This window comes from Pseudonocardia cypriaca (assembly GCF_006717045.1).
In the GTDB taxonomy this organism is placed as follows: Bacteria; Actinomycetota; Actinomycetes; order Mycobacteriales; family Pseudonocardiaceae; genus Pseudonocardia; species Pseudonocardia cypriaca.
Window position 1 is genome coordinate 625,003 of record NZ_VFPH01000003.1, and the last position, 25,225, is coordinate 650,227.

Sequence of the window (25,225 nt, forward strand, 5' to 3'; positions counted from 1 at the left end):
CGCGCGGCGGGTGTGGTCGCGATGCTGAACGTGCGCGGGCTGTCGGTGCGCTACGGGCGCTCCGTGCGCGCCCTCGAGGACGTGGACGTCGAGGTCGGCAACGGCGTGCTCGCGGTGCTGGGCGGCAACGGGGCGGGGAAGTCGACGCTGCTGCGGACCGTCTCGGGAACGGTCCGGATGCACGGCGGGGCCGTCACCTCGGGCGAGGTCCTCGTCGACGGCACGCGGGTCGATCAGATGGACCCGGCCGCCATCGTCCGCCGCGGGGTGGTCGCGGTCCCCGAGGGCAGGCAGGTCTTCGCCCGGATGACGGTGGAGGAGAACCTGCGCGCGGGCGGCCTCGGTGCCAGGTCGGCTGCCGCCCGCGCGTCCGCCCGCGCGCGCGTGCACGAGCTCTTCCCGGTGCTCGTGGAGCGGGCACGCCAGCGCGCCGGTCTGCTGTCCGGCGGCGAGCAGCAGATGCTCGCGATCGGCAGGGCCCTGATGTCCGGGCCCCGGCTGCTCCTGCTCGACGAGCCGTCGCTCGGGCTCGCGCCGCAGATGGTGGCACGCATCGCGGCCATCGTCCGCGACATCCACGCCCAGGGCACGGCGGTCGTGCTCGTCGAGCAGAACGCGACGATGGCCCTGCAGGTGGCCGACCACGCCGTTGCGCTGGAGGTGGGGCGCGTCGCGCTCGCCGGGCCGGCTTCGGAGCTGGCTGCGAGCGACGAGGTGCAGCGGCTCTACCTCGGCGGGCATGCCGAGTCGGCCGAGCAGGCGGCGGCCGAGGCACGCGAGGCGGAGCGGCAGCTGTCCGGACGGACGCTGGCGCGGTGGACCTCATGACGGTGCTGGACCGCCTCCATTTCGCTCCGCCGAGCGGCGAGGCACCGTCATGACAGCAGACACGGCTCGCGCCGGCACGGAGCCGCTGACCGACCGCGCTGACGTCCCGGAGCTGCGGGTCGAGGGGGTGAGCCTGCGCTTCGCCGGTGTGACCGCCCTCGACGACGTGTCGTTCACCGTGCGCCCCGGCACCGTCCACGCCCTGATCGGGCCGAACGGTGCGGGCAAGTCGAGTTGCTTCAACGTGATCTGCGGGGTCTACCGGCCGACGGCCGGCCGGGTCCGGCTCGGTGACAGCGTCCTGACCGGGATGCCTCCGCACCGCATGGCCCGGCTGGGCATCGGTCGCTCGTTCCAGAACATCGCGCTGTCCCAACACTCGACCGTGCTGGACAACGTCCTGCTGGGTCGCCACTCGCTCACCCGCGGCGGGTTCCTGTCGGGCGGCCTGCGGTTGCCGTGGGTCGCCCGGCAGGAGCGGGTGCACACGCGGCGCGCAGCCGATATCTGCGAGTTCCTGGGCATCGCCGACCGGCTGCACACGCCCGTGTCCGCCCTGCCGTACGGCGTGGCGAAGCTCGTGGACGTCGCCCGCGCGCTGGCCGTCGAGCCGCGCGTGCTGCTGCTCGACGAGCCCGCCGCCGGCCTCAACGCGGTGGAGACCGCCGTCATGGCGAGCACCATCCGCGCCCTGCGCGACGCGCTGGGCATATCGGTGCTGCTGGTCGAACACGACATGGGCCTGGTCATGGGCATCGCCGACCGCGTCAGCGTGCTCGACTTCGGCCGGCTCATCGCCGACGGCGAGCCGGCGGCCGTGCAGCGCGATCCCGAGGTCGTCCGCGCCTACCTCGGCGCCGCCGACGAGGAGGAGCCCCGGTGAGCACCTTCGTCCAGCTCCTCGTGAACGGCCTGGGCAAGGGCGCGGTGTACGCGCTGCTCGCGCTGGGCTTCGTGGTGATCTACAAGGCCACCGAGGTGATCAACTTCGCGCACGGTTCGCTGGCCCTGATCGGCGGCTACCTCGTCGCCGTCACCGTCGACACGCTCGGATTCCCGCTGGCCGCCGCGCTCGGGATCCTCGGCGCAGGACTCGCAGCCCTGCTGATGGAGCGGTTGCTGCTCTCGCGCAGCCGGTTCGCCACCCCCGACAGCCTCGCGCTGCTCACGATCGGCGTCGACGTCGTGATCGTCGAGGACATCTTCCGCAGGCTCGGCACCACCGTGCCGTACCTGGGCGCCCCGTGGGACGCCCAGCCGATCCAGCTGGGGGGCGTCACGCTCTTCAGCACCCAACTGGTGGCGCTGGTCGTCGGGTTGGTGCTGATCACGGCGTTCTTCCTGGCCTTCCGGTTCACGAACTGGGGCATCGCGATGCGCGCCCAGGCGGAGAACCGCGAGGCCGCGGCGCTCATGGGCATCCGGAGCTCGGGCGTGACGGCCACGGCATGGCTGGTGGCGGGGGCGCTCGCCGGGGTGGCCGTCATGTTCATCGTCACCCAGGACTTCTCCGGCACCGGGCTCTCCCGCAGTACGCATGCCATCGCGTTCGCCGCGTTCCCGGCCGCGATCATCGGCGGGCTCGACTCGACGGCGGGTGCCGTGGTCGGCGGCGTGATCGTCGGCCTGACGCAGGCGCTCACCGAGGTGTACGTGTCCATCCCGTTCGCGAAGGTGGCCGTCTTCCTCGTGATGCTCGTCGTGCTGGTCGTGCGGCCGGCCGGGCTCTTCGGCACGAGGGAGCTGACCCGTGTCTGACGTGGTCACAGCGGTGCACGCGACCGCGGCTCCGTCGCCCCGGTCGCGGCGCGGATCCGTGCTGCGGGCCCTCGCCTGGGCGGCGCTGCTGCTCGTCCTGCTCGCGCTGCCGCTCTACGTCGGGCCGGGCCTGCTGTCCGCGGGCCAGTACGTGATGGTCGGGGCCGTCGGCGCGATCGGGCTCACGCTGGTCATCGGCCAGGCCGGGCAGCTCTCCCTGGCCCACGCGTTCTTCCTGCTGGTCGGGGGCACGTCCTACGCGGTGCTGGCCGGCGAGACCGAGCAGGCCGGCAGCGAGTTCATCGTCGGGCTGGGCCTTCCCCCGCTGCTCGCCCTCGTCGGCGCGGTCGCGGTGTCGGCGCTGGCCGGGTTCGCGTTCGCACCGGTGGCGGGCCGGCTCAAGGGCATCTACCTGGGCGTGGCGTCGCTGGCGCTGGTGTTCCTCGGCTTCTACCTCGGGCAGGCGCTGCCGATGCTGACCGGTGGCGCAGCGAGCGGTCGCAACCCGGAGCCGTTCTCGCTGTTCGGGTTCGCCTTCAGCAACGAGGGCTACCTCGCCGTTCTCGGCGTACCTTTCCGGCAGTCCGAACGGCTCTGGTACCTGTTCCTGGCGTTCACCGCCATCGCGTTCGTGCTGGCGCGTGGTGCCGTGCGCAGCCGGGCGGGCCGGGCGTGGCGGGCGGTGCGCGACCACGAGGCGGCCGCCGCCGTGATGGGCGTCAACGTGCTGGGGGCCAAGGCCGCGGCCTTCGCGGTGAGCGCGGCGTACGCGGGGCTGGCCGGCGTGATGGTGACGCTCTGGCTGGGGTTGCTCAAGCCGGACGAGAGCGAGTTCGGCACGTACGGCCTCAACACCTCGATCGCCTTCCTCGCGATGGCGATCATCGGCGGGCTCGGCTCGATCCCGGGCGCCGTCATCGGCGCGTTGGTCGTCTACGGCACGCCGCAGGTGCTCACGCTGTTCGCCGACGAGCTCGGACTGGGCGACACGCTCGGCGGGCTGTCCCCGACGGTGATCAGCCTCTACGTCTACGGCGTCGCCGTGATCCTCGTGGTGCTGTTCGAGCCGGGCGGGCTGGCGGCGATCGGCCGCCGGATCGCCGCTTTCGTGACGCGCAGGCGCCATTCCGACGAGACCGCGGCAACGGCGCCGCGGCCGGCACCCCCAGGAGAGGACCGATCATGACCCTTCGGCGGACTTGGCGCCGCGCGGGCGGCGCGGCGACGATCGTCGCGGCTCTGGTGCTGGCGGGCTGCAGCACCCGGGCACCGGAACCGGCGGCGGGCGGCGGGGGCGGCCAGGTCGCCACCGACGTCGGCGTGAGCGCAGAGGCCATCACGCTCGGGGTGCTCACGGACACGTCGGGGCCCTTCCGCAACCTGGGCACCGGCATCACCCAGGGCAACCAGCTGTGGGCCGACGAGCTGAACGGGCGCGGCGGCATCTGCGGGCGGAAGGTCGAGCTCGAGGTCGCCGACAGCGGCTACAAGGCCGACACCGCGACCACGGTGTACCGCCAGCAGCAGCCCAACGTGCTCGGCTACCTCCAGCTGCTCGGCTCCCCGATCAACGCGGCGCTGCGCGGCAACCTCGAGACCGACGAGGTGACCTCGCTGGCGCTGTCCTGGTCGTCGTTCATCCTCGACAACCCGTACCAGATCATCCCCGGCACCACGTACGACCTGGAGATGATCAACGGCCTGGCGTACCTGCAGCAGCAGGGCCTGATCGCCGACGGCGACACGCTCGGCCACATCTACATCGGCGGCGAGTACGGCGACAACGGGTTCCTCGGCGCGCAGTACTACGCGCAGCAGCACGGGATGGCCCTCCAGCCGGCGAAGGTCGCAGCCGCCGACACCGACATGACCAACATCGTCACCGGCTTCCAGGGCGCGGGCGTCAAGGCGATCCTGCTGACCACCACGCCCGCGCAGACCGCCTCCGCGCTCAACGCGGCGAGCGCGCTCGGCCTGAACGTGCCGGTCGTCGGCAACAACCCCGTGTTCGACCCGGCCACGAACCTCGCGGGACCCGCGGCGGCGTCCGTGGGCAACCTCTACGTGGTGGCCAGCAGCGTGCCTTACTCCGCCGAGGTGCCGAAGGCCAAGGAGGTGCAGCAGGCGTTCGAGGCGAAGTTCCCGGACGCGGGCAAGAACTACGGAGTGCCGTACGGCTACGCGGGCGGGCTGATCTGGGAGCAGATCCTCACCAAGGCCTGCGAGAACGGTGACCTCACCCGCAAGGGCGTGCACGACGCGTTCCTGGCGAGCCAGAACATCACCACCGGTGACCTCGTGGCGAGCGAGCTCGACTTCTCGAAGGCCGGGTCGCCACCGAGCCGATCGGTCTACATCGCACAGGCCGACCCGGCGCAGGAGGGCGGGCTGCGCCAGGTGGTCGAGCCGTTCACGGCGGCGGAGGCACAGGCCTACAAGGCACCGCACCAGCAAGGCGCCTGACCGGGCCTGGGTCAGGGGCGGGATCGGGGTGGGGCCAGGGGTCGCCCCGGAGGTGGCGGCCCGGTCGCGGCGGCAGAGTCGACGCCATGGACTCCACCACCGAACAGACCACCCGCCTCTCGACGGACGCCGCCTCCCCGCTGGACGGGGCCGCGGTGTCGCCGTCCATCGCGCCGGCCGCCGAGGCCGGGGCCCGTCCGAAGTTCCGGCTGCGCCGCAGCCGCACCGACCGCATGGTCGCCGGGGTCTGCGGCGGGCTCGCCGAGGACCTCGGGGTGGACGCGACCCTGCTCCGCATCGGCCTCGTGACGCTCACGGTGCTCGGCTTCGGCACGGGTGTGCTCGTCTACGCCGCGATCTGGATGCTCGCCCCGGAGACGGCCGAGGCGTGAGCCGGGCCTCAGTGATCGTGGGCGGCGCCGCGCACCTCGCGGCGCTGCTCGGCGTGGCGGAAGGTCTCGTAGCCGATCAGCGCGGCGAGCACGACCGCGAGCACGGCGAGGGTGACCAGCGCGGGCAGCATCGCCACGACGGGGAGCAGGGCGAGCAGGAGCACCACGACGACCAGCCGCTCGATGTTGAGCGAGCCGGCGACGTACCGCGTGAAGCCGACGTGCCCGAGTAGGTACAGCGCGGCTCCGCCGTAGAGGGCCGCGAGCGGGATGCCGTAGATCGGGTCGGCCACGGTGTGGCCCTCCTCGCCGCCGACGTAGCCCAGCACCTTCTTGAGCCCGAGCGCCATGAGCACGATGCCGGCGACCATCGGCAGGTGCAGCATCGTGTAGCCACCGCGGGCGAGCCGGACCTGCCGCTCGCCGTCGGCCGCGACCAGGGCCCGTTCGGTGATCAGCGCCGTGATGTCGAAGTACGCCCACCACAGTGCGCCCGACACGACGAGCCCGAGCACCGACGCCGCGATGATCGGCCACGAGATCGGGAGGTGGGCGACGCCCACCCCGATTGCCACGATCGACTCGCCCAGCGCCACGATGATGATCAGTCCGTACCGCTCGGCGTAGTGGGCCGCCGAGCCCATCCGCCACTTGCTGCCCGCGGCGAGCGTGCCGAGGTAGTCGCCCGCCAGTGCGGCGAACCAGAGCACCGTCTGCGTGGTTCCGCTGGTCTGCGACGCGATCAGCAGCAGGATCGTGCCGGCGAGCATCGAGGGCAGGAAGCGCAGGATCTGGCCGCGCAGCTGCTCGTCCTCCCGGCTGGCCAGCCAGAACAGCGCGATGTGGACGGCCCGCACGACGAAGTAGCAGCAGGCGAACACCATCGGGCCGTGCAGGCCGCCCGGCAGGTCGTCGAAGGCCTCGGGGATCGTGATGGCCTGGACGAACATCGCCGCCATCGCGGCGAACAACCCGAGGCGCATGAGTCCCTGCTCGGCGCGGAGCAGGCTGCAGAGCCACGAGTAGCCGATCCAGCACCACCACAGCACGGCGATGGCCAGTACGCCGCGCAGGACGTCGACGGCGCGCGCTTCCTCGGCCATGAACTCCGTGACCTGCGTGAGCGCGAAGACGAACACGAGGTCGAAGAACAGCTCGAGCGGGGTGACCGCCTCGCGCTCGTCGACGGCCTCGAGGCGCCGGCCCCGCCGTGGAGTGCTCATGTGGCAGATCGTGCACCAGCGGATGCCCGCTCACCAGGGGGATCGCCCGGTACGCGAAAGTTCGTCCCACGAATTGTCGGTAGGCTCGCCCTATGGCCGAGCCTGGCGAGGAGATCGGAGTCGTCGCTGCGCTGGTGCGCTCCGCGTTCCTGGTGAATGCCGTCTACGCCGAGTCCGGCCGCGAGCACGGTCTCACGCCGCAGCAGGGACAGCTGTTGTGCGTGCTGATGGGGAAGCCGTACGGCATGGGCGAGCTGGGCGCCACGCTGCGCCTCGCCAAGTCGAGCCTGACCGGCCTGGTCGACCGCAGCGAGCGCATCGGCCTGGTCCGCCGGGAGGCCGACCCGCAGGACATGCGGGCGGTGCGGGTGGCGCTGACGCAGCAGGGGAGGCGGCTCGCGGAGGAGTTCTACGTCGAGACCTGCCGGCGGATCGCCGAGCTGGCGGCCGGCCTCGACGCGGCCGAACGCGACGGGCTGGCCACCCTGCTCGGCCGCGTCGTACTGGACAACGAGGTACCGATGGTGTTCCTGGAGGCCGGCGCGGGCCGGGCAGTGCCCTAGGACACAGTGAAGTTCGTGGCACGAACTAATAGGTTCGTGCCACGAACTCACTCCTGGAGGCCACAATGTCCGAGCCCGTATTCGGCTTCGGCGCCCACAGCACGATCGACGACGGTCCCGAGCTGCTCCGCATGGTGGAGCGGGCCGACCGGGACGGTCTCGACCTCTTCTCCCTGTCGGACCACCCGTACCTCGGCGCGCGCCTCGACGCGTACGCCTCGATCGGGTTCCTCCTCGGTCGCACCCAGCGCATCGCGGGCTTCGCCAACGTGACGAACCTGCCGCTCCGGCCCGCCCCGGTGCTGGCGCGCACCGTCACCTCGCTGTCGGCGCTCTCCGGCGGCCGCGTCGTGCTCGGCATGGGCGCCGGCGGGCTGTGGAACCGGATCTCCGACATGGGCGTGCCCCGGCTGTCGCCCGACGATGCCGTCCGCGCCTTCGAGGAGGCGATCGTGCTGGTCAGGAGGCTCGCGGGTGGTGGGCCGCCGGTCACATTCGAGGGCCGGTACCACCGGGTGGAGCAGATCGAGCCAGCGCCGGTGGCGGCGCCGCCGGTGTGGACCGGATCGGTCGGGCCGAAGTCCCTCGCCGCCACCGGGCGGGTCGCCGACGGCTGGCTCCCGGGCCACGCGGCCGACTGGCTGAGCGAGCGCTACCGGACGTCCCGGCCGATCATCGACGACGCGGCCGCTGCGGTGGGCCGCGACCCGCGGGAGATCCGCACGATCTTCAACTTCCCCGGGCGGATCACCGAGCAGCCGCTGCCCGCCACGCGCGACCGCGACGGCCGTTGGGTCGGCGGGTCGGTCGACCAGTGGGTCGAGGAGCTGACCGGGGCGGTGCTGGAGCACGGCGCGTCCGGCTTCATGCTCTTCTCGCCGAGCGGCGGCACGCCCGATGCGACCTCCGCCGCCCGCTGGGGCGGGGAGATCGTGCCGGCGGTCCGGGAGTCCGTCGCGGTCACGGGCGCAGCGCTCAGGGGTGCAGGATCGCGCCCTTGAGCACCTTGTCCACGGCGTTGCGCGGCCCGTGCACGGCCAACCCCACCAGCTTCAGGTCGTCGCGGGCGACGGCGCGCACGACCGCGCGGTTCGCCTCGTCGTGGCCGGTCGTGAACATCTCCTCGGTGTAGACGGCGGTCGGCAGCCCGCGGCGCACGGCCCGCTCGTGGGCCGCGGCCATCACCCCGGAGTCGCCGGTGAAGACGAGGACCGGCTGGCGGAACATCGGCGTGTACAGCGTGCCGTCCGCGTCGGCGTAAGGGTCGCCGAGCAGTTCCGCGTTGGCCGCGATCCCGCTCGCCAGGAACGCGGTGACGTTCAGCCGCTGCCAGACCTGCAGGTCGTCCCGCAGCAACACGGCGATCTTGGTGTCGAAACGCACGCGCCGAGCGTGCCCGCACGGGCCGTCCCCGGTCTTGTACGTTCCTCACATGCCTGCCGTGCGGGCGTGGGCGCCGCAGGTGCCCGGCATCACCGAGGTCTTCCACGCGTGGTTCACCGACCACGCGTACCCCGAGCACACCCACGACACGTGGACGCTGCTCGTCGTCGACGAGGGCGCGATCCGCTACGACCTCGACCGGCACGAGCACGGCGCCCTCCGCCCCGGCGTCACGCTGCTGCCACCGCACGTCGCCCACACCGGACGGGCCGCCACCCCGGACGGCTTCCGCAAGCGGGTGCTCTACCTCGACGCCGAGGTCATCGACACCGGGCTCATCGGGCCGGCCGTCGACGCGCCCGCGCTCGACGACCCCGTGCTGCGCACCCGCGTCCACCAGCTGCATCGCGCCCTCGAGACACGGGGGACCGACCTCGAGGCCGAGAGCCGCCTCGCCCTGATCGGCGACCGGATCCGGCAGCACCTGCGGGCACCCGCGCCGCCGCCTGCGCCCGACCGGCTGGCCGCCGACCTGCGCGACCTGCTCGACGCCCGCATGGTGGCCGGGTTGGCCCTGCGCGACGCGGCCGCGCAGCTGCACGCCCACCCGGCGCAGCTGGTGCGCTCCTTCACCCGGGCGTTCGGGCTGCCGCCGCACCGCTACCTCACCGGACGGCGGATCGACGCGGCCCGCCGCCGCCTGCTCACCGGTGAGCCCGTGGCGCAGGTGGCCGTGGACGTCGGGTTCCACGACCAGGCGCACCTGCACCGGCACTTCACCCGCCTGGTCGGGACGACGCCGGGCCGCTACGCGCGCGGCGGGGTGCTCTCCCGTATCACGACCTCGCCGCGGACCCGGCGCACGCGGGGCTGATCGGCGGGCTCCTGGAGCACCATCTCCAGAGCCCCCGCACCCAGCTCCTCCAGCGGCAGGCGCACCGTGGTGAGGGCGGGCGTGATGTCCCGCAGCGTCGCGATGTCGTCGAACCCGGCCACGGCCATCCCGGACGGCAACGCCACCCCGCGGTCGCGCAGCGCCGCCATCGCGCCGACCGCCATCACGTCGTTGACCGCGAAGACGCAGGTGGCGCTGGTGCCGCGGTCGAGCAGCTCGTTCATCGCCGTGTAGCCGCCGTCGCGGGTGAACCCGCCGTACACGACGTCGTCCGCTTCGATCCGCACGCCCGCGCGGGCGACCCCGTCCCGGAACCCGGCGGTGCGGTCGCGAGCCGTCAGGAGGTCGGCCCGGCCGGCGAGCACGGCGAAGCGCTGGTGCCCGAGCCCGCAGAGCGCCTCGGCCAGCGCGCGGGCCCCGCCCCGGTTCTCCACCACCACGGTGTCGGCGGGGATCTTGCGCTGGCTGATGAACGCCACCCGGCCGCCCGCCTGCTCGAACGCGCGCACCTCGGCGGTCAGCCGGTCGAGCAGGTCGCGGTCCTGCACCCGGCTCCCGGCGATGATCACGGCTCGCGCACGCTGCCCGCGCAGCGCCGCGAGGTAGTCCAGCTCGCGCTCCTCACGCCCGAACGTGCACGCCATCGTGACCACGAGGCGCTCCCCCTCCGCGGCCCGGATGGCGCCTGCCGCGATCGAGGAGAAGTAGGGGTCGGCGACGTCGCTGAGCACGAGCCCGACGATGTTGGTGCGGCCCCGCGCCATGGCCTGCGCCTGGGCGTTGGCCGAGTAGTGCAACGCGTCCGCCGCGGCGAGCACGCGCTCCTGCAGGTCGGGGCGCACCCGGCGGGTGCTGCCGTTGAGCGCTCTCGACGCCGTTGCCAGTGAGACGCCCGCCGCCTTCGCGACGTCGAGCAGGGTGACCGACGCGCCGGGCGCCCGCTCGCCGCGATCACTCATCTCGGCCTCCCTCCACCGGGTGGGACCACCGGACGCCACGCTGGTGCACGCGCGACCCGGCCGGGCTCGCGCGGGGCGAGCCTACCCCGCCCGGGCCCCAAGGAATGCGCATTCCCCCACATAGAGGCAGGTGCCACCCGGAGGGGGCACCGCCCGAGCGGTCACGTCAGGAGCAAGCTCTTCCCGATGAAGCGGCGGCCCTCGATGTCCGCGTGTGCCTCCGCCGCCGCGCCCAACGGGTAGGTCCGGCCGATGACCGGCACCAGCCGCCCGGCGGCGGTCTCGTCCAGCACCTTCCGCACGCGCCGCGGCCCGTCCGCCCAGAAGCCGGGCAACTGCGCCATGGTCGCCACCCGCACGCGGCCGGCCACCTCACCGACCGCGGCCTCCGCGCCACTGCTCATGCCGTACCCGGAGAAGCGGCCACCGTCCACCAACAGGCTCGCCGCCGCCGCGCCGACGGCGCCGCCGATGCCGTCGAAGACGACGTCCAGGCCACGGCCTCCGGTGAGCGTTCGGACGTCGCCCGGCCAGTCGGGCGAACCGTAGTCGACCGGGACGGCGCCCATGCTGCGCGCGGTGCCGGCCTTCTCCGCCCCGCGGACCGCCGCGATCGCCGTCGCACCGGCCCGCACGACGAGCTGCACCAGCAGGTTCCCGAGCCCGCCCACTCCGGGCGCGACGAGCACCCGTTCCCCCGGGCGCACCGGAGTGGCCTCCAGGAGGGCCAACGCGGTGCTGCCGTCGTCCATCACGGCCATGGCGTGGCGGAGGTCGAGACCCGGCGGGACCGGATGGACCGCCTCCGGGTCCGCGATGGCGGTGTCGGCGTACCCACCCCCGTACCCGCCGCTCCCGGCCCGGCCGACGACCCGGGTGCCGAGCCACCTCCCGTCGACGCCTGCCCCGATCGCCTCGACCGTGCCCCCGACACTGCTGCCCGGCACGTAGGGCGGCTCGACCGCGAAGGCGGCCGGGCCGTGACCCGACCTGATCAGGGTGTCCATCCAGGTAAGGCTCACCACCTCGACGGCGATGCGCAGCTCGCCCGGCGCGGGAACCGCCGTCGGCAGTTCGACCGGCTCGAGGACGTCGGGGGGACCGAACCGCTGCACCATGATCGCTCGCACCGCGCCAGCCTGGAACGTCAACCCGGCTTCAGGTCAAGTGAACCGCCCGGCGAGCCCAACCCCGACGTCGAGGTCGACTTCGGCGGGCTCGACCACGCACTCGCCATGATCTGGGCACTGGGCCCGGACGCGGAGGTGCTGGGCCCGGAGCCCCTGCGCGCGGCGCTCGTGGAGCGCGCGGCGGCGACGGCAGCCCGGTACGGCTGACCGGCGCACTCGTCCGCTGAGCGAGATGCAGAACGCCGCAGGGGCGGCACCCGGTGCGGGTGCCGCCCCTGCGGGACGTGCGGTACTGCTCGAGCTGCGTGGACTCAGAAGTCCATGCCGCCCATTCCACCGGACGGGTCGCCGGCCGGGGCCGGGGTCTTCTCCGGCTTGTCGGCGATGACGGCCTCGGTGGTGAGGAACAGCGCCGCGATCGAGGCGGCGTTCTGCAGCGCCGACCGGGTGACCTTGGCCGGGTCGATGATCCCGGCCTTGATCAGGTCCTTGTACTCGCCAGTGGCGGCGTCCAGACCCTCGCCCGCGTTCAGCCCGCGAACCTTCTCCGCGACGACCCCACCCTCGAGACCGGCGTTGATCGCGATCTGCTTGAGCGGAGCCTCCAGCGCCACCTTCACGATGTTGGCGCCGGTGGCCTCGTCACCATCCAGGCCGAGACCCTCGAACAGGCCGGCACCGGCCTGGATCAGAGCCACGCCACCACCGGCGACGATGCCCTCCTCGACGGCGGCCTTGGCGTTGCGCACCGCGTCCTCGATGCGGTGCTTGCGCTCCTTGAGCTCGACCTCGGTGGCGGCACCGGCCTTGATGACCGCAACCCCGCCGGCCAGCTTGGCCAGGCGCTCCTGCAGCTTCTCGCGGTCGTAGTCGGAGTCGGTGCGCTCGATCTCCGAGCGGATCTGGTTGACCCGGCCGGCGATCTGGTCGGCGTCACCGGCGCCGTCGACGATGGTGGTCTCGTCCTTGGTGACCACGACCTTGCGGGCGCGGCCCAGCAGGGACAGGTCGGCGTTCTCCAGCTTGAGGCCGACCTTCTCCGAGATCACCTCGCCACCGGTGAGGATGCCCATGTCGGTGAGCATGGCCTCGCGGCGGTCACCGAAGCCCGGGGCCTTGACGGCGACGGACTTGAAGGTGCCACGGATCTTGTTGACGACCAGGGTGGCCAGGGCCTCGCCCTCGACGTCCTCGGCGATGATCGCCAGCGGCTTGCCGGTCTGCATGACCTTCTCCAGCAGCGGGAGCAGGTCCTTGACCGTCGAGATCTTGGAGGAGACCAGGAGGACGTAGGGGTCCTCCAGCTCGGCCTCCATGCGCTCGGCGTCGGTGACGAAGTAGGGCGAGATGTAGCCCTTGTCGAAGCGCATGCCCTCGGTGAGCTCGAGCTCCAGACCGAAGGTCTGGGACTCCTCGACCGTGATCACGCCTTCCTTGCCGACCTTGTCCATCGCCTCGGCGATCAGGTCACCGATCGTGGAGTCGGCGGCCGAGATCGAGGCGGTGGCAGCGATCTGCTCCTTGGTCTCGACCTCCTTCGCCGACTTCAGCAGCGCCTCGGAGACAGCCTCGACGGCCTTCTCGATGCCCCGCTTCAGGGCCATCGGGTTGGCGCCGGCGGCGACGTTGCGCAGCCCCTCGCGGACGAGGGCCTGGGCGAGCACGGTGGCGGTGGTGGTGCCATCACCGGCGATGTCGTCGGTCTTCTTGGCGACCTCCTTGACCAGCTCGGCCCCGATCTTCTCCCAGGGGTCCTCGAGCTCGATCTCCTTGGCGATCGACACACCATCGTTGGTGATGGTGGGCGCGCCCCACTTCTTCTCCAGAACGACGTTGCGCCCACGCGGGCCCAGCGTCACCTTCACGGCGTCGGCGAGGGTGTTCATGCCGCGCTCGAGCCCGCGGCGCGCCTCCTCGTCGAACGCGATCATCTTCGCCATGGGGGTGTAGTCCTCCGTTGGGATGACCCGAAAGTCTCGTGTCGAGCGCGGCGCCCGCGACGGACGACCGACAACCCTGCGTCGATCTCGCCCACCCGACCATTGGCACTCTACCGTGCCGAGTGCCAGCCCCGGTTTTAGCACTCGCCGCATGCGAGTGCAAGGCGACCCGGCGCGGGATTCAGGGCCGGACACGGGTCGGGGGGACCGGCTGCCGCCGATCCCCCCGGACATCGTGGAACGCGGCGCCGACCTACCCGATCCGGCGGACGGCGTCGGCCTGGCTACGGCCGTCCCGCCCGGCCGTCGTCTCGAACTCGACGCGGTCGCCCTCGTCCAAGGTGCGGAAACCGTCGGACTGGATCGCGCTGTAGTGGACGAAGACGTCCGGCCCGCCGTCGGTGGCGATGAAGCCGAAGCCCTTCTCCGCGTTGAACCACTTGACCGTGCCCTGGGCCACGGCACCTCCATGTTGCAGTACTGCGTCGTGCAGTGGTGCTAACCGAGTCATCCCGGTGGCCGGCGCATGGCGGGCGCGAGGTGCCGCCGACCATGCCACTGTGATGACCCGCTGACGCGCGCGACGCTACCCCAGATCGCCCCCGTCGTCCGGGACCAGCGAGCGCCGTCCGGCACGATGTCCTCGTGGCGAGCTCCCCGAGGAACGTCGACGAGCACCGCGCGGTCGTCGCCGCGCTGCTGACCCCGATGCCGGCCGAGGACGTCCCGGTCGGGCAGGCGCTGGGACGCGTGCTGGCGGCCGACGTCGTCGCGGGCGTCGCGCTGCCATCGTTCGACAACTCGGCGATGGACGGCTATGCCGTGCGAGCCGCGGACGTGACGGGCGTGCCGGTGGAGCTGCCGGTGGAGGCGGACATCCCGGCGGGGCGCACGGACGTCCCCCCGCTGCACCCCGGCACGGCCCACCGGATCATGACCGGGGCACCGGTGCCGGCGGGCGCCGACGCCGTCGTACCCGTCGAGCAGACCGACGGCGGCCTCGACCGCGTGCGCATCTCGGCGACGCCCGCCCCCGGGGAGCACATCCGGCGCGCGGGCGAGGACGTGCGGGCCGGCGTCGTCGTGCTGCCCGCCGGCACGGTGCTGGGCGCGCCGCAAATCGGCGTGGCGGCCGCCGTCGGGTGCGCCACCGTCCCCGTCCGGCGCAAGCCGCGCGTGCTCGTGCTCTCCACCGGGTCGGAGCTCGTCGCCCCGGGCACGCCGCTTCGTACGGGCCAGATCTACGAGTCGAACGGGCCGATGCTCGCCGCGGCGGTCGAGGACGCGGGCGGGAGCGCGGAGCTGCTGCGCTTCGTCCCCGACGACGTCGACCAGTTCCTCGGCAGGCTCCGCGACCGGCTGTCCGAGGACACCGTGGACCTCCTGCTCACCTCCGGCGGTGTGAGCGCAGGCGCCTACGAGGTGGTCAAGGACGCCTTCACCGGCCGGGGTGTCGAGTTCGTCAAGGTCGCCATGCAGCCGGGCGGGCCGCAGGGCGCCGGACGGGTCGGCGAGCTGGGCGACATCGGTGTCGTGACCCTGCCCGGCAACCCCGTGAGCTCGCACGTCTCGTTCGAGGTCTTCGTCCGGCCTGCGCTGCGGGCCGCCCTCGGGCACCCGCACCCCCGTCGACCGGTCGTGACGGCCACGCTCGGTGAGCGTTGGACCTCGCCCCCGGGGCGCAGGCAGTTCCGCCGCGGCGTCCTGGACGCGGTCGCGGGCACGGTACGGGAGCTCGGCGGGCCGGCGTCGCACCTGCTCGGTGCGCTCGCTCGGGCCGAGTGCTTCGTCGTGGTTCCCGAGGACGTCACCGATCTGTCGGAGGGCTCGCGCGTCGAAACGTGGTTGCTGGACGGGTGAACGGTCGCTAGATTGTGACGCGCATCACAATCGAAGCAGGCAACGATCCGAGGTTTCGGAGCGTCTTACTGGTGAGCGTTCGGCCGATCGGTGCACATCACGGGCTACCTGAGCCCGTGACCTGGACGATCGAGCGGGGGCTCGGGGATAATTCGGGAGTGGACCGGGTAACCGGGCCACATCGCACTGGACCTACCGCCCGTCGCTGGGGAGCGGACGAGCGGTTCCACGGCCGGGGTCGTCGTCTCGGGGGATGGCGGCCCCGGCCCTTTGCGTTCTCCAGGTCGGTTCCACGTCACCGCGAGGTGGCGGAACGTGACCACAGCAGCGAGCCGCGACCCTCCCTGGCGTACCGTAACCGCCGCCACCGCGGCCCGACCGGGTCGCCACGCCGGAGGAGCCGATCCGCTTCCATGCACGACCCGACCCCACCCGCGCGTTCGGGCTTGTCGCTGCCGCACGTCGCCGGGCTGATCCGGGCCACCATCCCGCCGATGCACCCGGGTGGGCGCCCGCTCGTCGCGGCCGTCGCCGGGGTGGCCGCCGCCGTCCGGGTCGCCACCGGTCGTGGCGCGGTGGCCGGCCTGCTCGCCACCGCCGCCACCGCGCTGTTCTTCCGCAACCCGCGCCGGGTGCGGCCCCCGCTCACCGGGATCGCGCTGGCCGCTGCCGACGGCACCGTGGCCACCGTCTCCGACGTCCTGCCGCCCGCCGAGCTCGACCTCCCGCGCGAGCCCGTGCCGCGCGTCAGCGTGTTCCTGTCCGTGCTGGACGTGCACGTGCAGCGGGTGCCCGTTGACGGCAGGGTGCTCGACGTCGCCTACCGGCCAGGGGTCTTCCTCTCCGCCGACCTCGACAAGGCCAGCGAGGACAACGAGCGCAACGCCGTGCTGTTCGAGACCCGCGACGGCACGCGGCTCGGCGTCGTCCAGATCGCCGGGCTGCTCGCACGGCGCATCGTCTGCGACATCGAACCCGGCGACGAGGTCGCCGCGGGCGAGACGTTCGGCCTCATCCGCTTCGGCTCGCGCGTCGACGTCTACCTGCCGCCCGGGTCGCGGGTGCTGGTGGCGCCGGGGCAGCGGACGATCGGCGGTGAGACGGTGCTGGCCGAACTCCCCAGGAGCGCCTGATGACCGCCCCCGACTACCAGGCCCCCAACTACCGCGCCGGAGTGCGGCTGCTGCCGAACGCCGTCACCGTCCTCGCCCTGTGCTCCGGCCTCTCGGCGGTGTACTTCGCGCTCGGCGGTCGGTTCGAGCTGTGCGTCGCCGCCGTGGGGGCCGCAGCGCTGTGCGACGCCCTCGACGGCAGGCTCGCCCGCCTCCTCGACGCCACCACCCGGATCGGGGCCGAGCTCGACTCGCTCGCCGACCTCGTCTCGTTCGGCGTCGCGCCCGCACTCGTCATCTACATCTGGGGTCTTGAGGGCAGCCGGTACGGCTGGATCGTGGCGCTCGTCTTCGCCGTGTGCATGATGCTGCGGCTCGCCCGGTTCAACACGCTCCTCGACGAGGTGGACGAGTTCCCGTTCACCCGGGAGTTCTTCGTCGGCGTGCCCGCCCCCGCCGGCGCCATGTCGGCCGGGCTGCCGCTCTACGCCACGCTCCACTTCGGGCCCGGCTGGTGGTCGGCGCCCCCGCTGGTCGCCGGGTGGGCCGTCATCGTCGCGGCCCTGATGGTGAGCAGGTTGCCCACGCTGTCGTTCAAGAGCGTCCGGGTGTCGCCGAACTACATCGCGCCGCTGCTCGTGCTCGTCGCGATCGCCGCCGCCGTGCTCATCACCGTGCCGTTCCTCGGCCTGGCCATCGTGGCTCTGGTGTACCTCGGCTCGATCCCCTACACCGTGCACCGGCACCACTGGCTCACCCAGCACCCGGAGGCCTGGGGTGTGCCGGTCCGGGAGCGGCGGGCGATCGCCCGGGCGGCTCGCTCGGCCCGGCGGCTCGGCCTCCGCTCGCCGCTGCGCCACCGCGTGGCGGGACGTGCGAGCGCCGTCGCGCGTGCCGTGCGCCGGTTCGGGGACGACCCGACCGGCGTCATGCAACGCGCCGCCCGCCCCGGCAACGGCCGGGCCCCCGGCCCCGCGGCCCAGGCCGGACGCAACCGCCTCCGCCTCGGCCTCCGCCGCGCCCGGCGCCGCTGACCCGCCCTCGCCCGGTCCGACGGGTTGCCCCCGGCACGGGCCGGATCCCCTATAGCGTCTGCGACGTGGTTCCCTCCATCACCCTGGTCGCCCGGCTCGCCGCATCCGCGGCGGATGCCCGGCGGGGCGTCGTCCGGCTGCACCCCGAGGTCATCGACGCGCTCGGCCTGCGCTCGTGGGACGCGGTGACCCTGACGGGGGCCCGGGTGACGACGGCCATCGTCGCCCCCGCGGCGGGGCCCGCCGGGCAGGCCACCTTGGACGACGTGACGCTCTCCAATGCCGGGCTCTCCGACGGCGCGCCTGTGGTGGTGGCGCCCGCGAGCGTGGAGCCCGCACGACGGGTCACGCTCACCGGCTCGCGGCTCGCCCGGGCCGCGCTCACCGCGGAGACGGTGCGGCTGGCGCTCGTGGGCAAGGTCGTGACCGGCGGGGACGCCGTGTCGCTGCTGCCCCAGGACATCGTGCCCGCCCCTGGGCTGGACGCCCAGGCGGCCCGGCAACGGGTCGCGGGCGCGCTGGGGAGCGCGTGGACGACCGAGCTGCTCACCGTCGCGTCCGTGGAGCCGACCGGTGCGGTGGCCGTGCGGCCGAGCACCGTGGTCGGCTGGGAGGGCGGACCGGCCACCGGCGGTGATGCTTCCGCGCCCGCCAGGGTCCCCGGGGCACCCGGCCGGAGCGCCCCACCGAGCCCGCCCGCAGAGCCGGCCCTTCCGGTGGAGGAGCTGGTCGGCAACACCGAGGCCGCCCGCAAGCTCGTGGAGTGGCTCGAGCTCACCTTCGACCGCCCCGAACTGCTCACCCGCCTCGGCGGAGCGGCGCGCCTCGGCGTGCTGCTCGCCGGGCCGGAGGGCGTCGGCAAGCTGACGCTCGCGCGCAGCGCGGCCGCGGCCGTCGGGGCCACCACGGTCGAGCTCGCCGCGCCGGGGGTGGCGGCGCTCGAGGCGGCCACCGCCTCGCAGCGGGTGCACGAGATCATCGGCAAGGCCCGAGCGGGCAGCCGCACGGTGCTCGTCGTCACCGACGTCGAGGCGCTGCTGCCGGCCGCGTCGCCGCCGCCGCTCGCCACCGTCGTGCTGGACGCGCTGCGCGCCGCGGTGGCCACGCCGGGCCTCGCGCTCGTCGCCACGACCTCGGCACCGGAGTCCGTCGACCCGCGGCTGCGGGCACCCGACATCGTCGACCGCGAGCTGGGGCTCGCCCTCCCCGACCTGCGCACCCGCGCCGAGCTGCTGCGCCGCCTGCTCGCCGCCGTCCCGCTCGCCGACGAGGTGGACCTCAAGGCCGTTGCCGAGCGCGCGCCGGGGTTCGTGGCCGCCGACCTCGTCGCCGTGCGCCGCGAAGCTGCCGTGCAGGCGGCGCTGCGGCACGCGGGGGACGGCGAGCCGCGGATCTGCCAGCAGGACCTGCTGGACGCCGTCGGCTCGATCCGCCCGATCTCGATGTCGTCCTCCGACACGCTGCAGACCGGCGGCATCACGCTCGACCAGGTCGGCGACATGGTGGAGGTCAAGCAGGCGCTCACCGAGTCGGTGCTGTGGCCGCTGCAGTACCCCGACTCGTTCGCCCGGCTCGGTGTCGCGGCCCCGCGCGGCGTGCTCGTCTACGGCCCACCCGGCTGCGGCAAGACCTTCCTGCTGCGCGCGCTCGCCGGCACCGGTCAGATGAACGTGTTCGCGGTGAAGGGGGCCGAGCTGCTCGACAAGTACGTCGGTGAGTCCGAGCGCGCGGTCCGCGAGCTCTTCCGGAAGGCCGCCGACGCCGCACCTGCGCTCGTCTTCCTCGACGAGGTGGACGCCTTGGCGCCGCGGCGGGGGCAGTCGGCCGACTCCGGCGTCGCCGACCGGGTGGTCGCGGCGCTGCTCACCGAGCTCGACGGCGCCGAGCCGCGCCGCGACGTGATCGTGGTGGGTGCCACCAACCGGCCCGAGCTGATCGACCCCGCGCTGCTGCGGCCCGGGCGGCTGGAGCGGCTCGTCTACGTGCCGCCGCCGGACGCAGCGGCACGGGCCGAGATCCTGCGGGCGGCAGGCCGCCACACCCCGCTGGCGCCGGACGTCGACCTCGACGCGCTCGGTGCCGAGCTGGACGGCTACTCGGCCGCCGACTGCGCCGCCGTGCTGCGCGAGGCGGCGCTCACGGCGATGCGGGAGTCACTCGAAGCGGCCGAGGTGACCGCGGCGCACATCGCGGCGGCGCGGGCGGCGGTGCCGCCGTCACTCGACCCGCTGCAGCTCGCCGAGCTCCAGGCATACGCCGACCGCCGTACGTCCTAGTGCCCCGCTGGGTCAGCGGCGGCCGTAGTCGTTCGTGACGATCACGATGATGCCGGGCGTGGCGTGCTGCAGGCCCTCGAAACGGGGGTTGACCCGCATCCCGAACTGCTCGGCGAGGGCCTTGGCGGGCGCTTCCTCCTCGGTACCCGGCCGGTAGTAGACCGTGGTCGTGGGGATGATGCCCTGCGGGTAGTTGCCGATCTCGTCGATCGGCCAGCCCGCCTTGCGGAAGTCCTCGGCAGCACGGGTGGCGAGACCGCTGATCGTGCTGTTGTTGTAGACCCGCAGGGGCAGGTGCGCCACGGCCGTGCCACCACCGCCGCCTGCGCTGCGCCCGGCACCGGTGTCGCCGGTGCGGGCGCCGCTGCCGCTCGGGGCGGGAGCCGGCGCGGCCATGGGCTCGCTGCCGCCGCCCGAAGGCGCGGGAGCGGGGGCCGCGGGTGCGGGTGCGTTCTGAGGTGCAGGAGCTGCGGCCGCCCCCGGTGCGCCGGGCGCATCGGGTGCAGGGGCCGGGGCCGGGGCTGCGCCGGGGTTCGGTCCGGCCTCGGGCGCGGGCGCGGCCTGGGGCGCCGGAGCTCCGGGCGGCACCTCGGCGCCGGGTGCTGCCGGCGCGGGGGCCGGTGCGCCGGGCGGAACCGCCCCTGGTGCGGGCTCTGCCGGCAGGGCCTGTCCCGGTGCCGGCTCGACGAACGACGGGATCGGCACCCCGCCCGCGTCCGTCGGCACGGGCTCAGGTGGTGGCGCCGCCACCGGAGCCGAGGGGACGTTCGACGCGTCGGCCGACGGGGTCACCGTCGTGACCGGGTCGCCGGACGTGGCCATGTTCGCCAGGCCGATGATCGCGGCGACGACCGCGACGCCGATCAGCCCGAGCCCACCGAGCCGCAACGGCGACGGACCGCCACCCGCACCTGGCGTGGTCACGACCGGACCTCGACTGCGGTCGCGGGCTCGATCACGCTGGCCTCCGTGTGCTGGTGGGTTCCGGTCGGTGCGGGGTCGCCGGGGCGACCCGATCGCCGATCATGCTGCCGTCACCACGGCTCGATTCCCAGGCGGCGCGCCGCACGGGTGCGTTGCCGGCTGGCGCGCAGCCGACGGAGGCGCTTCACGAGCAGCGGGTCGACAGCCAGCGCCTCCGGCTTGTCGACGAGTGCGTTGAGGACCTGGTAGTAGCGAGTGGCCGACATGTCGAACAGCTCGCGGATGGCCTGTTCCTTGGCCCCCGCGTACTTCCACCACTGAGCCTCGAAGGCGAGGATCTCGCGCTCCCTGCGCTCCAGTGCGCCTGCCGCGCCGCCGGCGGGAGCACGCCCGCTGGGTTCGGTGGCCGACTCCATCACGCTCCTCGGGGCCTCGCTCACTGCGAATGACACGCCTGTCATTCGCGTCGGCCATTGAACCACGGGAACCGGACAGGAACCGGGGAGGCACGCGCTGCCCGATCGGGAGACGGGGCGACCACGTAGGGTCGCCGGCGTGTCCGTCCGTCCCATCCGCATCATCGGTGACCCGGTCCTGCACCGGCCCACCCGCCCCGTCGACACCTTCGACGACGAGCTGAGAACGCTGGTCGAGGACATGTTCGACACGATGGCTGCCGCCGAGGGCGTCGGGCTCGCGGCCAACCAGATCGGGGTCGACCTGCGCCTGTTCGTCTACGACTGCCCGGACGAGGAGACGCGGACGCGGGTGCGGGGCGTCGTCGTCAACCCGGTGCTCGAGACGTCCGAGCGGCCGGAGACCATGCCGGACCCGGAGGACGACGAGGAGGGCTGCCTGTCGGTGCCCGCCGAGCACTTCCCCACCGGCCGCGCCGACTGGGCCCGCGTCACCGGGGTCGACGCCGACGGCAAGCCGGTGGAGGTGGAGGGCCGCGGGTTCCTGGCGCGGTGCCTGCAGCACGAGACCGACCACCTCGACGGCCTCCTCTACATCGACCGTCTCGTCGGCCGCAACCAGCGCGCTGCGAAGAAGATGCTCAAGCGCAACGGCTGGGGGGTTCCCGGGCTGTCCTGGGACCCCGCCACGCAGGACGCCGAGGACGCCTGAGCCCTACGCTCCGCGAACATGCGGATCTACGCCGAGCGCCCGGGCCGGGCGGGCCTTCAGCTGCTGGCCGACCTGCTGGCTGCGGGGTGGATCTGGCTCACCGTCGTGGCCGCGCGCACGGTGCACGACTTCGTGCTCGCGATGCAGCAGCCGGCCCGCACCCTCGCCGGAGCGGGTGAGTCCATCCGCGGGGCGTTCGACAACGCGGCGCGCACGGCGGCGAACGTGCCGTTCGTCGGCGACGACCTCGCGCGAGCGCTGGGCGCCGGGACGGGGGCGGGCGACTCCCTGGTCAACGCGGGACGCGAGCAGATGGAGGCGATCGCGCGGGTCGCGTTCGGGACGACCGTCGCGACCGTGCTGCTCGGTGCGATGCCGGTGCTGTTGATGTGGCTACCGCTGCGGGTGCGCTACGCGCGGCTCGCCCGATCCGCCGCCACGGCGCGCGCCGTCGACTCCGACCTGCTCGCGCTCCGCGCGATCACCCGCCGCCCGGTCCGCTCGTTGCTGCGGGTCGCGCCCGACCCCGCGGCGTCGTGGCGGCGCGACGAGCGCGCGGTGGTGCACCGGCTGGCCGCTCTGGAGCTGCGCAGCCTCGGCCTGCGCGCTCCCCGCACGCCGCCCGACTAGGGCCTGTCCTGTAGGCCCGGGGCGCGGGCTTCGTGATCGAGATCGTCCCTGGCAAGGCGCCGGCACGAGCCGTTGTACTGGACGTACCCGGTCGTGCCGGCAACGCCGCCAGGGGCGATCTCGGCGCGAAGAGCGTGGTCCTGGGCTTACAGGACAGGCCCTACGGACGGGTGAAGCGCGGTGCCGCGGGGCCGTCGAGGCGCCCCGGCGGGAGCTGCCGGCCGCACACCACCAGCAGGAGGTCCTGCGCGAGCCCGTGGACCGGTGCCCCCGAGCCGAAGGTCCAGTCCACGTCGGTGGCCCGCAGCTCGACGCCGTCCAGGTCGGTGCCGAAGAACTTGATGTTCCGCGGCCGCATCCCGGACAGGACCATCCTCACGCGCTCCGGCGGGACCCTCCGGTCGAGCCCCAGCCCGACGACGACGTCCAGGCCGTGGATCACGTCGTGGGACAGCGCGCCGACCGGCCCACCGCCCGGCGGCGCCCACGGGTGCTCGGCGTTGTCCCGCAGCTGGGCAACCAGGTCCTCGGCCGACATCCGGTCGGCGTCTCGCCGCGCGGCCCGGTCGGACATGCGGTTGAAGTCGCCGCGCGCCGCGACCAGCTCAACAATGATCTTGGGCAGCGACGTGCGGAACGGCATCGTGGTGTGCGCCACCACCTCGCGGACGCGCCAGCCGGCGCACAGCGTCGACGCGTCCCACTGCCGCGGCGTCAGCCCGGACAACAGCTCGGCCTGCTCCCGCCGCTCCGCCGCGATCGCGGCGCGTACCTGCTCGCTTGTTCCCACGGACGGTACGACCCGGTGCGAGCCGGAAAGTCATCGGCGCCGGGTCACGTCCACGGACGGAGCTTCTCCGGGTTCCGGACCGCCCACATCCGCGTGATCCGCCCGCCGGCCACGGCGAACGCGCACACCGTGACGGTGACGCCCTCCTGCTGGACGACCAGGCCGGGCTGGCCGTTGACCGTGCTCTCCAGGAGCGTGATCCCGGGGACCCGGTCGGCGAAGGCGACGAAGGTGTGCGCGATCCGCTCGCCGCCCTCCAGGGGGCGGAGCTCGGCGGGGACGAGGCCGCCGCCGTCGGCGATCGCGACGGCGTCGGGGTCGAGGAGGCCGATGAGGGCCTGGACGTCCTTGGCCTCCCAGGCTTTTCTGAACTCCCTGACGATGCCGGCCATCTCGGCCGCCGGGGTCGGCGGCGGCTGTGCCGACCGGATGCGGCGCCGGGCCGAGGAGGCCAGCTGGCGACATGCCGCCGGGGTGCGGCCGACGATCTCCGCGACTTCGGCGAACGGGTAGCCGAACACGTCGTGGAGGATGAAGGCCACCCGTTCTGCAGGCGTCATCGACTCGAGCACGACGAGGAAGGCCATGCTGACCGACTCGTCGAGGGTCACCCGGTCGGCCGGGTCGGCCGGGGTGCCGCCCGTGGGTTCGGGCAGCGGTTCGGGGATCCACTCGCCGACGTAGCTCTCCCGCCGGGCGCGTGCTGAGCGGAGCTGGTCGAGGCAGATCCGGCCGGCGACGGTCGTCATCCAGGCGCCGGGCGACTCGATGGCCTCCTGCTGCTGCGGAGACATGGCGAACCAGCGGGCGTAGGTCTCCTGGACGGCGTCCTCGGCCTCGGCGAGCGAGCCGAGGAGGCGGTAGGCGAGGTTGGTCAGCCGCCGCCGCTCGGCCATGATCGAGCTCGGGCCCTGTCCGGTCATGGCGGCGGCTCCCTCGGTCGTACCCGTCCTCGGCGTTTCGACGAGACAGCGCACCGGAACGTGAGGTCGCCGCGCCACCCCGTCAGCCGGACACCGTGATCCTCTTGTCGTCGGAGAGGCTCGGGCGCCCCTCGCCGTCGGACGGGTCGTCCTCGCGCACGCGCACCGTGTACTCGCCCGGCTCGAGGGTGACCGTGAACGCGAACGGGGCGAAGCGCTGGCCCTCGGCCGTGCTCGCGACGCCCTTCCGGACGGTTTCGCCGCCCCGCAGCACCTCCCAGAGCACCGTCGCCTCGAACACCGCCGCCTCGCCGCGCACCTCGACCTCCCGGCCGGCCTGCGTGCCGTCCACGGGCGAGTCGATCTGCACGAGCGAGCGCAGCGCGTACGCGTCGCCGCGCTCGACCGGCCGGGACGTGTCGACGGTGCCCCACAGCCGGGGCACCGTGGCCCCGTCGACGAGGATCCGCACCGGGTCGGTCGCCTGCAGGGCGCCCTGCACGGTGAACACGAGCTGCTGCACCGTCAGCTCGGCGACGTCCGGGTCCACCTGTCCCACGTCGGCGAGGTCGACGACGATCGCCCCGCCGTCCCTGCGGACGGGTTCCCGCAAGGACGTGCCGCGCGGCCAGAGGCTGCGGTAGTCGGGGTCGGTGCCGGTCGGGGACGCGAGCAGCTCGCGTACGGCGGCGCTCGCCCGCTCGTCCGTGACGATGGAGTGGAACTCCCGTTGCAGCCGGAAACCCGCCGGGGTCTCCGCCACGTAGTAGACCGGCACCGCCACGCGATCCCGGCGATCCGGCTCCGCCGTCGGCGTGGCCGGTGCCGGGCTCACGGCCGTCGTCTCGGGCGCCCCGGCCGAGGGCACCACCGGCACCGGGACCGTGCTGGTGCAACCGGCCGCCACCACCGCGAGGAGGACGAGCGCCCACCCCTGTCGCCGCGCCATCCGACCACCTCCCGGGGCCAGGTTCTCGCGTGCGGGCCGCGGTACCCGGTCGGCACGCCGAACCC

The 25,225-nt window shown here is 73.6% G+C and carries 27 protein-coding genes; 16 read left to right on the forward strand and 11 right to left on the reverse strand.

Annotation, left to right across the window (positions count from 1 at the left end):
• Positions 1 to 21 precede the first annotated feature (21 nt).
• From FB388_RS34615 to FB388_RS40685, 6 genes are all read left to right on the forward strand, one after another.
• Positions 22 to 828 (forward strand): ABC transporter ATP-binding protein, encoded by an 807-nt coding sequence (locus FB388_RS34615; RefSeq protein ID WP_142106892.1) that lies wholly within the window; start codon positions 22 to 24, stop codon positions 826 to 828.
• Positions 829 to 877: 49 nt separating this feature from the next.
• A complete protein-coding gene (locus FB388_RS34620) occupies positions 878 to 1,711 on the forward strand; it encodes an ABC transporter ATP-binding protein (protein ID WP_142106893.1) in 834 nt (277 codons plus the stop codon).
• Positions 1,708 to 2,586, forward strand: coding sequence for a branched-chain amino acid ABC transporter permease (locus FB388_RS34625; RefSeq protein ID WP_142106894.1), 879 nt, complete (start codon positions 1,708 to 1,710; stop codon positions 2,584 to 2,586). The genes FB388_RS34620 and FB388_RS34625 overlap by 4 nt, the downstream gene beginning before the upstream one ends.
• Positions 2,579 to 3,772 (forward strand): branched-chain amino acid ABC transporter permease, encoded by a 1,194-nt coding sequence (locus FB388_RS34630; protein ID WP_425468601.1) that lies wholly within the window; start codon positions 2,579 to 2,581, stop codon positions 3,770 to 3,772. The genes FB388_RS34625 and FB388_RS34630 overlap by 8 nt, the downstream gene beginning before the upstream one ends.
• A complete protein-coding gene (locus tag FB388_RS34635) occupies positions 3,769 to 5,049 on the forward strand; it encodes an ABC transporter substrate-binding protein (RefSeq protein WP_142106895.1) in 1,281 nt (426 codons plus the stop codon). Before FB388_RS34630 ends, FB388_RS34635 begins: the two co-directional genes overlap by 4 nt.
• 86 nt (positions 5,050 to 5,135) lie before the next feature.
• On the forward strand, positions 5,136 to 5,441 hold the full coding sequence (locus FB388_RS40685) for a PspC domain-containing protein (RefSeq protein WP_142106896.1): 306 nt from the start codon (positions 5,136 to 5,138) through the stop codon (positions 5,439 to 5,441).
• 8 nt (positions 5,442 to 5,449) lie between these two features.
• Here the strand turns inward: FB388_RS40685 and FB388_RS34645 are convergent, their stop codons facing one another.
• The gene (locus FB388_RS34645) at positions 5,450 to 6,664 is read right to left on the reverse strand and encodes a low temperature requirement protein A (protein WP_142106897.1); all 1,215 of its coding nucleotides are present in this window, start codon (positions 6,662 to 6,664) and stop codon (positions 5,450 to 5,452) included.
• Between the two features lie 92 nt (positions 6,665 to 6,756).
• Between FB388_RS34645 and FB388_RS34650 the strand changes: the two genes are divergently transcribed.
• Positions 6,757 to 7,227, forward strand: a complete 471-nt coding sequence (locus tag FB388_RS34650) for a MarR family winged helix-turn-helix transcriptional regulator (RefSeq protein WP_211362421.1) — start codon at positions 6,757 to 6,759, stop codon at positions 7,225 to 7,227.
• A gap of 65 nt (positions 7,228 to 7,292) precedes the next feature.
• Positions 7,293 to 8,228 carry an LLM class flavin-dependent oxidoreductase gene (locus FB388_RS34655; protein ID WP_142106898.1) on the forward strand — a complete coding sequence of 312 codons (936 nt, stop codon included), beginning with the start codon at positions 7,293 to 7,295 and terminating at the stop codon, positions 8,226 to 8,228.
• Here FB388_RS34655 and FB388_RS34660 read toward each other — a convergent pair.
• Positions 8,203 to 8,610 carry a DUF2000 family protein gene (locus tag FB388_RS34660; protein ID WP_142106899.1) on the reverse strand — a complete coding sequence of 136 codons (408 nt, stop codon included), beginning with the start codon at positions 8,608 to 8,610 and terminating at the stop codon, positions 8,203 to 8,205. The two genes, FB388_RS34655 and FB388_RS34660, sit on opposite strands and share 26 nt — an antisense overlap.
• A gap of 49 nt (positions 8,611 to 8,659) precedes the next feature.
• Here FB388_RS34660 and FB388_RS34665 point away from each other — a divergent pair, with 49 nt between their 5' ends.
• Positions 8,660 to 9,484 carry an AraC family transcriptional regulator gene (locus FB388_RS34665; protein ID WP_142106900.1) on the forward strand — a complete coding sequence of 275 codons (825 nt, stop codon included), beginning with the start codon at positions 8,660 to 8,662 and terminating at the stop codon, positions 9,482 to 9,484.
• Here FB388_RS34665 and FB388_RS34670 read toward each other — a convergent pair.
• Both FB388_RS34670 and FB388_RS34675 read right to left on the reverse strand, forming a co-directional pair.
• Positions 9,418 to 10,464, reverse strand: a complete 1,047-nt coding sequence (locus tag FB388_RS34670) for a LacI family DNA-binding transcriptional regulator (protein WP_142106901.1) — start codon at positions 10,462 to 10,464, stop codon at positions 9,418 to 9,420. The genes FB388_RS34665 and FB388_RS34670 overlap by 67 nt on opposite strands.
• Before the next feature lie 161 nt (positions 10,465 to 10,625).
• Positions 10,626 to 11,594, reverse strand: a complete 969-nt coding sequence (locus FB388_RS34675; RefSeq protein ID WP_246122689.1) for a zinc-binding dehydrogenase — start codon at positions 11,592 to 11,594, stop codon at positions 10,626 to 10,628.
• Positions 11,595 to 11,603: 9 nt separating this feature from the next.
• On the opposite strand from FB388_RS34675, the gene FB388_RS41305 reads away from it, so the two are divergent.
• On the forward strand, positions 11,604 to 11,801 hold the full coding sequence (locus tag FB388_RS41305) for a WCX domain-containing protein (RefSeq protein WP_484291830.1): 198 nt from the start codon (positions 11,604 to 11,606) through the stop codon (positions 11,799 to 11,801).
• A 104-nt stretch (positions 11,802 to 11,905) separates the two neighbouring features.
• Here the strand turns inward: FB388_RS41305 and groL are convergent, their stop codons facing one another.
• On the reverse strand, positions 11,906 to 13,534 hold the full coding sequence (groL, locus tag FB388_RS34685) for a chaperonin GroEL (protein WP_142106903.1): 1,629 nt from the start codon (positions 13,532 to 13,534) through the stop codon (positions 11,906 to 11,908).
• A gap of 253 nt (positions 13,535 to 13,787) precedes the next feature.
• The gene (locus tag FB388_RS34690; RefSeq protein ID WP_142106904.1) at positions 13,788 to 13,994 is read right to left on the reverse strand and encodes a cold-shock protein; all 207 of its coding nucleotides are present in this window, start codon (positions 13,992 to 13,994) and stop codon (positions 13,788 to 13,790) included.
• A 185-nt stretch (positions 13,995 to 14,179) separates the two neighbouring features.
• Between FB388_RS34690 and moeA the strand changes: the two genes are divergently transcribed.
• The 4 genes from moeA (at position 14,180) to FB388_RS34710 (ending at position 19,816) form a co-directional block, all read left to right on the forward strand.
• Positions 14,180 to 15,394, forward strand: coding sequence for a molybdopterin molybdotransferase MoeA (gene moeA, locus FB388_RS34695; protein WP_281290521.1), 1,215 nt, complete (start codon positions 14,180 to 14,182; stop codon positions 15,392 to 15,394).
• 413 nt (positions 15,395 to 15,807) lie between these two features.
• Positions 15,808 to 16,527: a phosphatidylserine decarboxylase gene (locus FB388_RS34700; RefSeq protein ID WP_142106905.1), complete on the forward strand. Its 720-nt coding sequence runs from the start codon at positions 15,808 to 15,810 to the stop codon at positions 16,525 to 16,527.
• Entirely contained in the window at positions 16,527 to 17,540 is a 1,014-nt protein-coding gene (locus FB388_RS34705) for a CDP-alcohol phosphatidyltransferase family protein (RefSeq protein WP_142106906.1), read from the forward strand. The genes FB388_RS34700 and FB388_RS34705 overlap by 1 nt, the downstream gene beginning before the upstream one ends.
• 65 nt (positions 17,541 to 17,605) lie before the next feature.
• A complete protein-coding gene (locus tag FB388_RS34710) occupies positions 17,606 to 19,816 on the forward strand; it encodes an AAA family ATPase (RefSeq protein WP_142106907.1) in 2,211 nt (736 codons plus the stop codon).
• A 12-nt stretch (positions 19,817 to 19,828) separates the two neighbouring features.
• Here the strand turns inward: FB388_RS34710 and FB388_RS40695 are convergent, their stop codons facing one another.
• Positions 19,829 to 20,740 (reverse strand): LytR C-terminal domain-containing protein, encoded by a 912-nt coding sequence (locus FB388_RS40695; protein ID WP_246122690.1) that lies wholly within the window; start codon positions 20,738 to 20,740, stop codon positions 19,829 to 19,831.
• Between the two features lie 110 nt (positions 20,741 to 20,850).
• Positions 20,851 to 21,156 carry a nucleoid-associated protein NapA gene (gene napA, locus FB388_RS34720; protein ID WP_142106908.1) on the reverse strand — a complete coding sequence of 102 codons (306 nt, stop codon included), beginning with the start codon at positions 21,154 to 21,156 and terminating at the stop codon, positions 20,851 to 20,853.
• A 139-nt stretch (positions 21,157 to 21,295) separates the two neighbouring features.
• Here napA and FB388_RS34725 point away from each other — a divergent pair, with 139 nt between their 5' ends.
• Entirely contained in the window at positions 21,296 to 21,868 is a 573-nt protein-coding gene (locus tag FB388_RS34725) for a peptide deformylase (protein WP_142106909.1), read from the forward strand.
• Positions 21,869 to 21,886: 18 nt separating this feature from the next.
• A complete protein-coding gene (locus tag FB388_RS34730) occupies positions 21,887 to 22,498 on the forward strand; it encodes a hypothetical protein (RefSeq protein ID WP_142106910.1) in 612 nt (203 codons plus the stop codon).
• Between the two features lie 160 nt (positions 22,499 to 22,658).
• On the opposite strand, the gene FB388_RS34735 is transcribed toward FB388_RS34730, so the two are convergent.
• The 3 genes from FB388_RS34735 to FB388_RS34745 all read right to left on the reverse strand — a co-directional run bounded on the left by FB388_RS34735 (position 22,659) and on the right by FB388_RS34745 (position 25,160).
• Entirely contained in the window at positions 22,659 to 23,288 is a 630-nt protein-coding gene (locus FB388_RS34735) for a maleylpyruvate isomerase family mycothiol-dependent enzyme (protein WP_211362422.1), read from the reverse strand.
• 44 nt (positions 23,289 to 23,332) lie between these two features.
• Positions 23,333 to 24,211 carry an RNA polymerase sigma factor SigJ gene (gene sigJ / locus FB388_RS34740; protein ID WP_142106911.1) on the reverse strand — a complete coding sequence of 293 codons (879 nt, stop codon included), beginning with the start codon at positions 24,209 to 24,211 and terminating at the stop codon, positions 23,333 to 23,335.
• An 82-nt stretch (positions 24,212 to 24,293) separates the two neighbouring features.
• Positions 24,294 to 25,160, reverse strand: coding sequence for a Gmad2 immunoglobulin-like domain-containing protein (locus tag FB388_RS34745; RefSeq protein WP_142106912.1), 867 nt, complete (start codon positions 25,158 to 25,160; stop codon positions 24,294 to 24,296).
• Positions 25,161 to 25,225 lie beyond the last annotated feature (65 nt).

Bases quoted from the DNA above. Each gene is read 5' to 3' on its own strand.
- FB388_RS34615 (WP_142106892.1), top strand. From the start codon at position 22: ATGCTGAACGTGCGCGGGCTGTCGGTGCGCTACGGGCGCTCCGTGCGC.
- FB388_RS34620 (WP_142106893.1), top strand. From the start codon at position 878: ATGACAGCAGACACGGCTCGCGCCGGCACGGAGCCGCTGACCGACCGC.
- FB388_RS34635 (WP_142106895.1), top strand. From the start codon at position 3,769: ATGACCCTTCGGCGGACTTGGCGCCGCGCGGGCGGCGCGGCGACGATC.
- FB388_RS40685 (WP_142106896.1), top strand. From the start codon at position 5,136: ATGGACTCCACCACCGAACAGACCACCCGCCTCTCGACGGACGCCGCC.
- FB388_RS34645 (WP_142106897.1), bottom strand. From the start codon at position 6,664: ATGAGCACTCCACGGCGGGGCCGGCGCCTCGAGGCCGTCGACGAGCGC.
- FB388_RS34650 (WP_211362421.1), top strand. From the start codon at position 6,757: ATGGCCGAGCCTGGCGAGGAGATCGGAGTCGTCGCTGCGCTGGTGCGC.
- FB388_RS34655 (WP_142106898.1), top strand. From the start codon at position 7,293: ATGTCCGAGCCCGTATTCGGCTTCGGCGCCCACAGCACGATCGACGAC.
- FB388_RS34665 (WP_142106900.1), top strand. From the start codon at position 8,660: ATGCCTGCCGTGCGGGCGTGGGCGCCGCAGGTGCCCGGCATCACCGAG.
- FB388_RS34670 (WP_142106901.1), bottom strand. From the start codon at position 10,464: ATGAGTGATCGCGGCGAGCGGGCGCCCGGCGCGTCGGTCACCCTGCTC.
- groL (WP_142106903.1), bottom strand. From the start codon at position 13,534: ATGGCGAAGATGATCGCGTTCGACGAGGAGGCGCGCCGCGGGCTCGAG.
- FB388_RS34700 (WP_142106905.1), top strand. From the start codon at position 15,808: ATGCACGACCCGACCCCACCCGCGCGTTCGGGCTTGTCGCTGCCGCAC.
- FB388_RS34705 (WP_142106906.1), top strand. From the start codon at position 16,527: ATGACCGCCCCCGACTACCAGGCCCCCAACTACCGCGCCGGAGTGCGG.
- napA (WP_142106908.1), bottom strand. From the start codon at position 21,156: ATGGAGTCGGCCACCGAACCCAGCGGGCGTGCTCCCGCCGGCGGCGCG.
- FB388_RS34730 (WP_142106910.1), top strand. From the start codon at position 21,887: ATGCGGATCTACGCCGAGCGCCCGGGCCGGGCGGGCCTTCAGCTGCTG.
- sigJ (WP_142106911.1), bottom strand. From the start codon at position 24,211: ATGACCGGACAGGGCCCGAGCTCGATCATGGCCGAGCGGCGGCGGCTG.
- FB388_RS34745 (WP_142106912.1), bottom strand. From the start codon at position 25,160: ATGGCGCGGCGACAGGGGTGGGCGCTCGTCCTCCTCGCGGTGGTGGCG.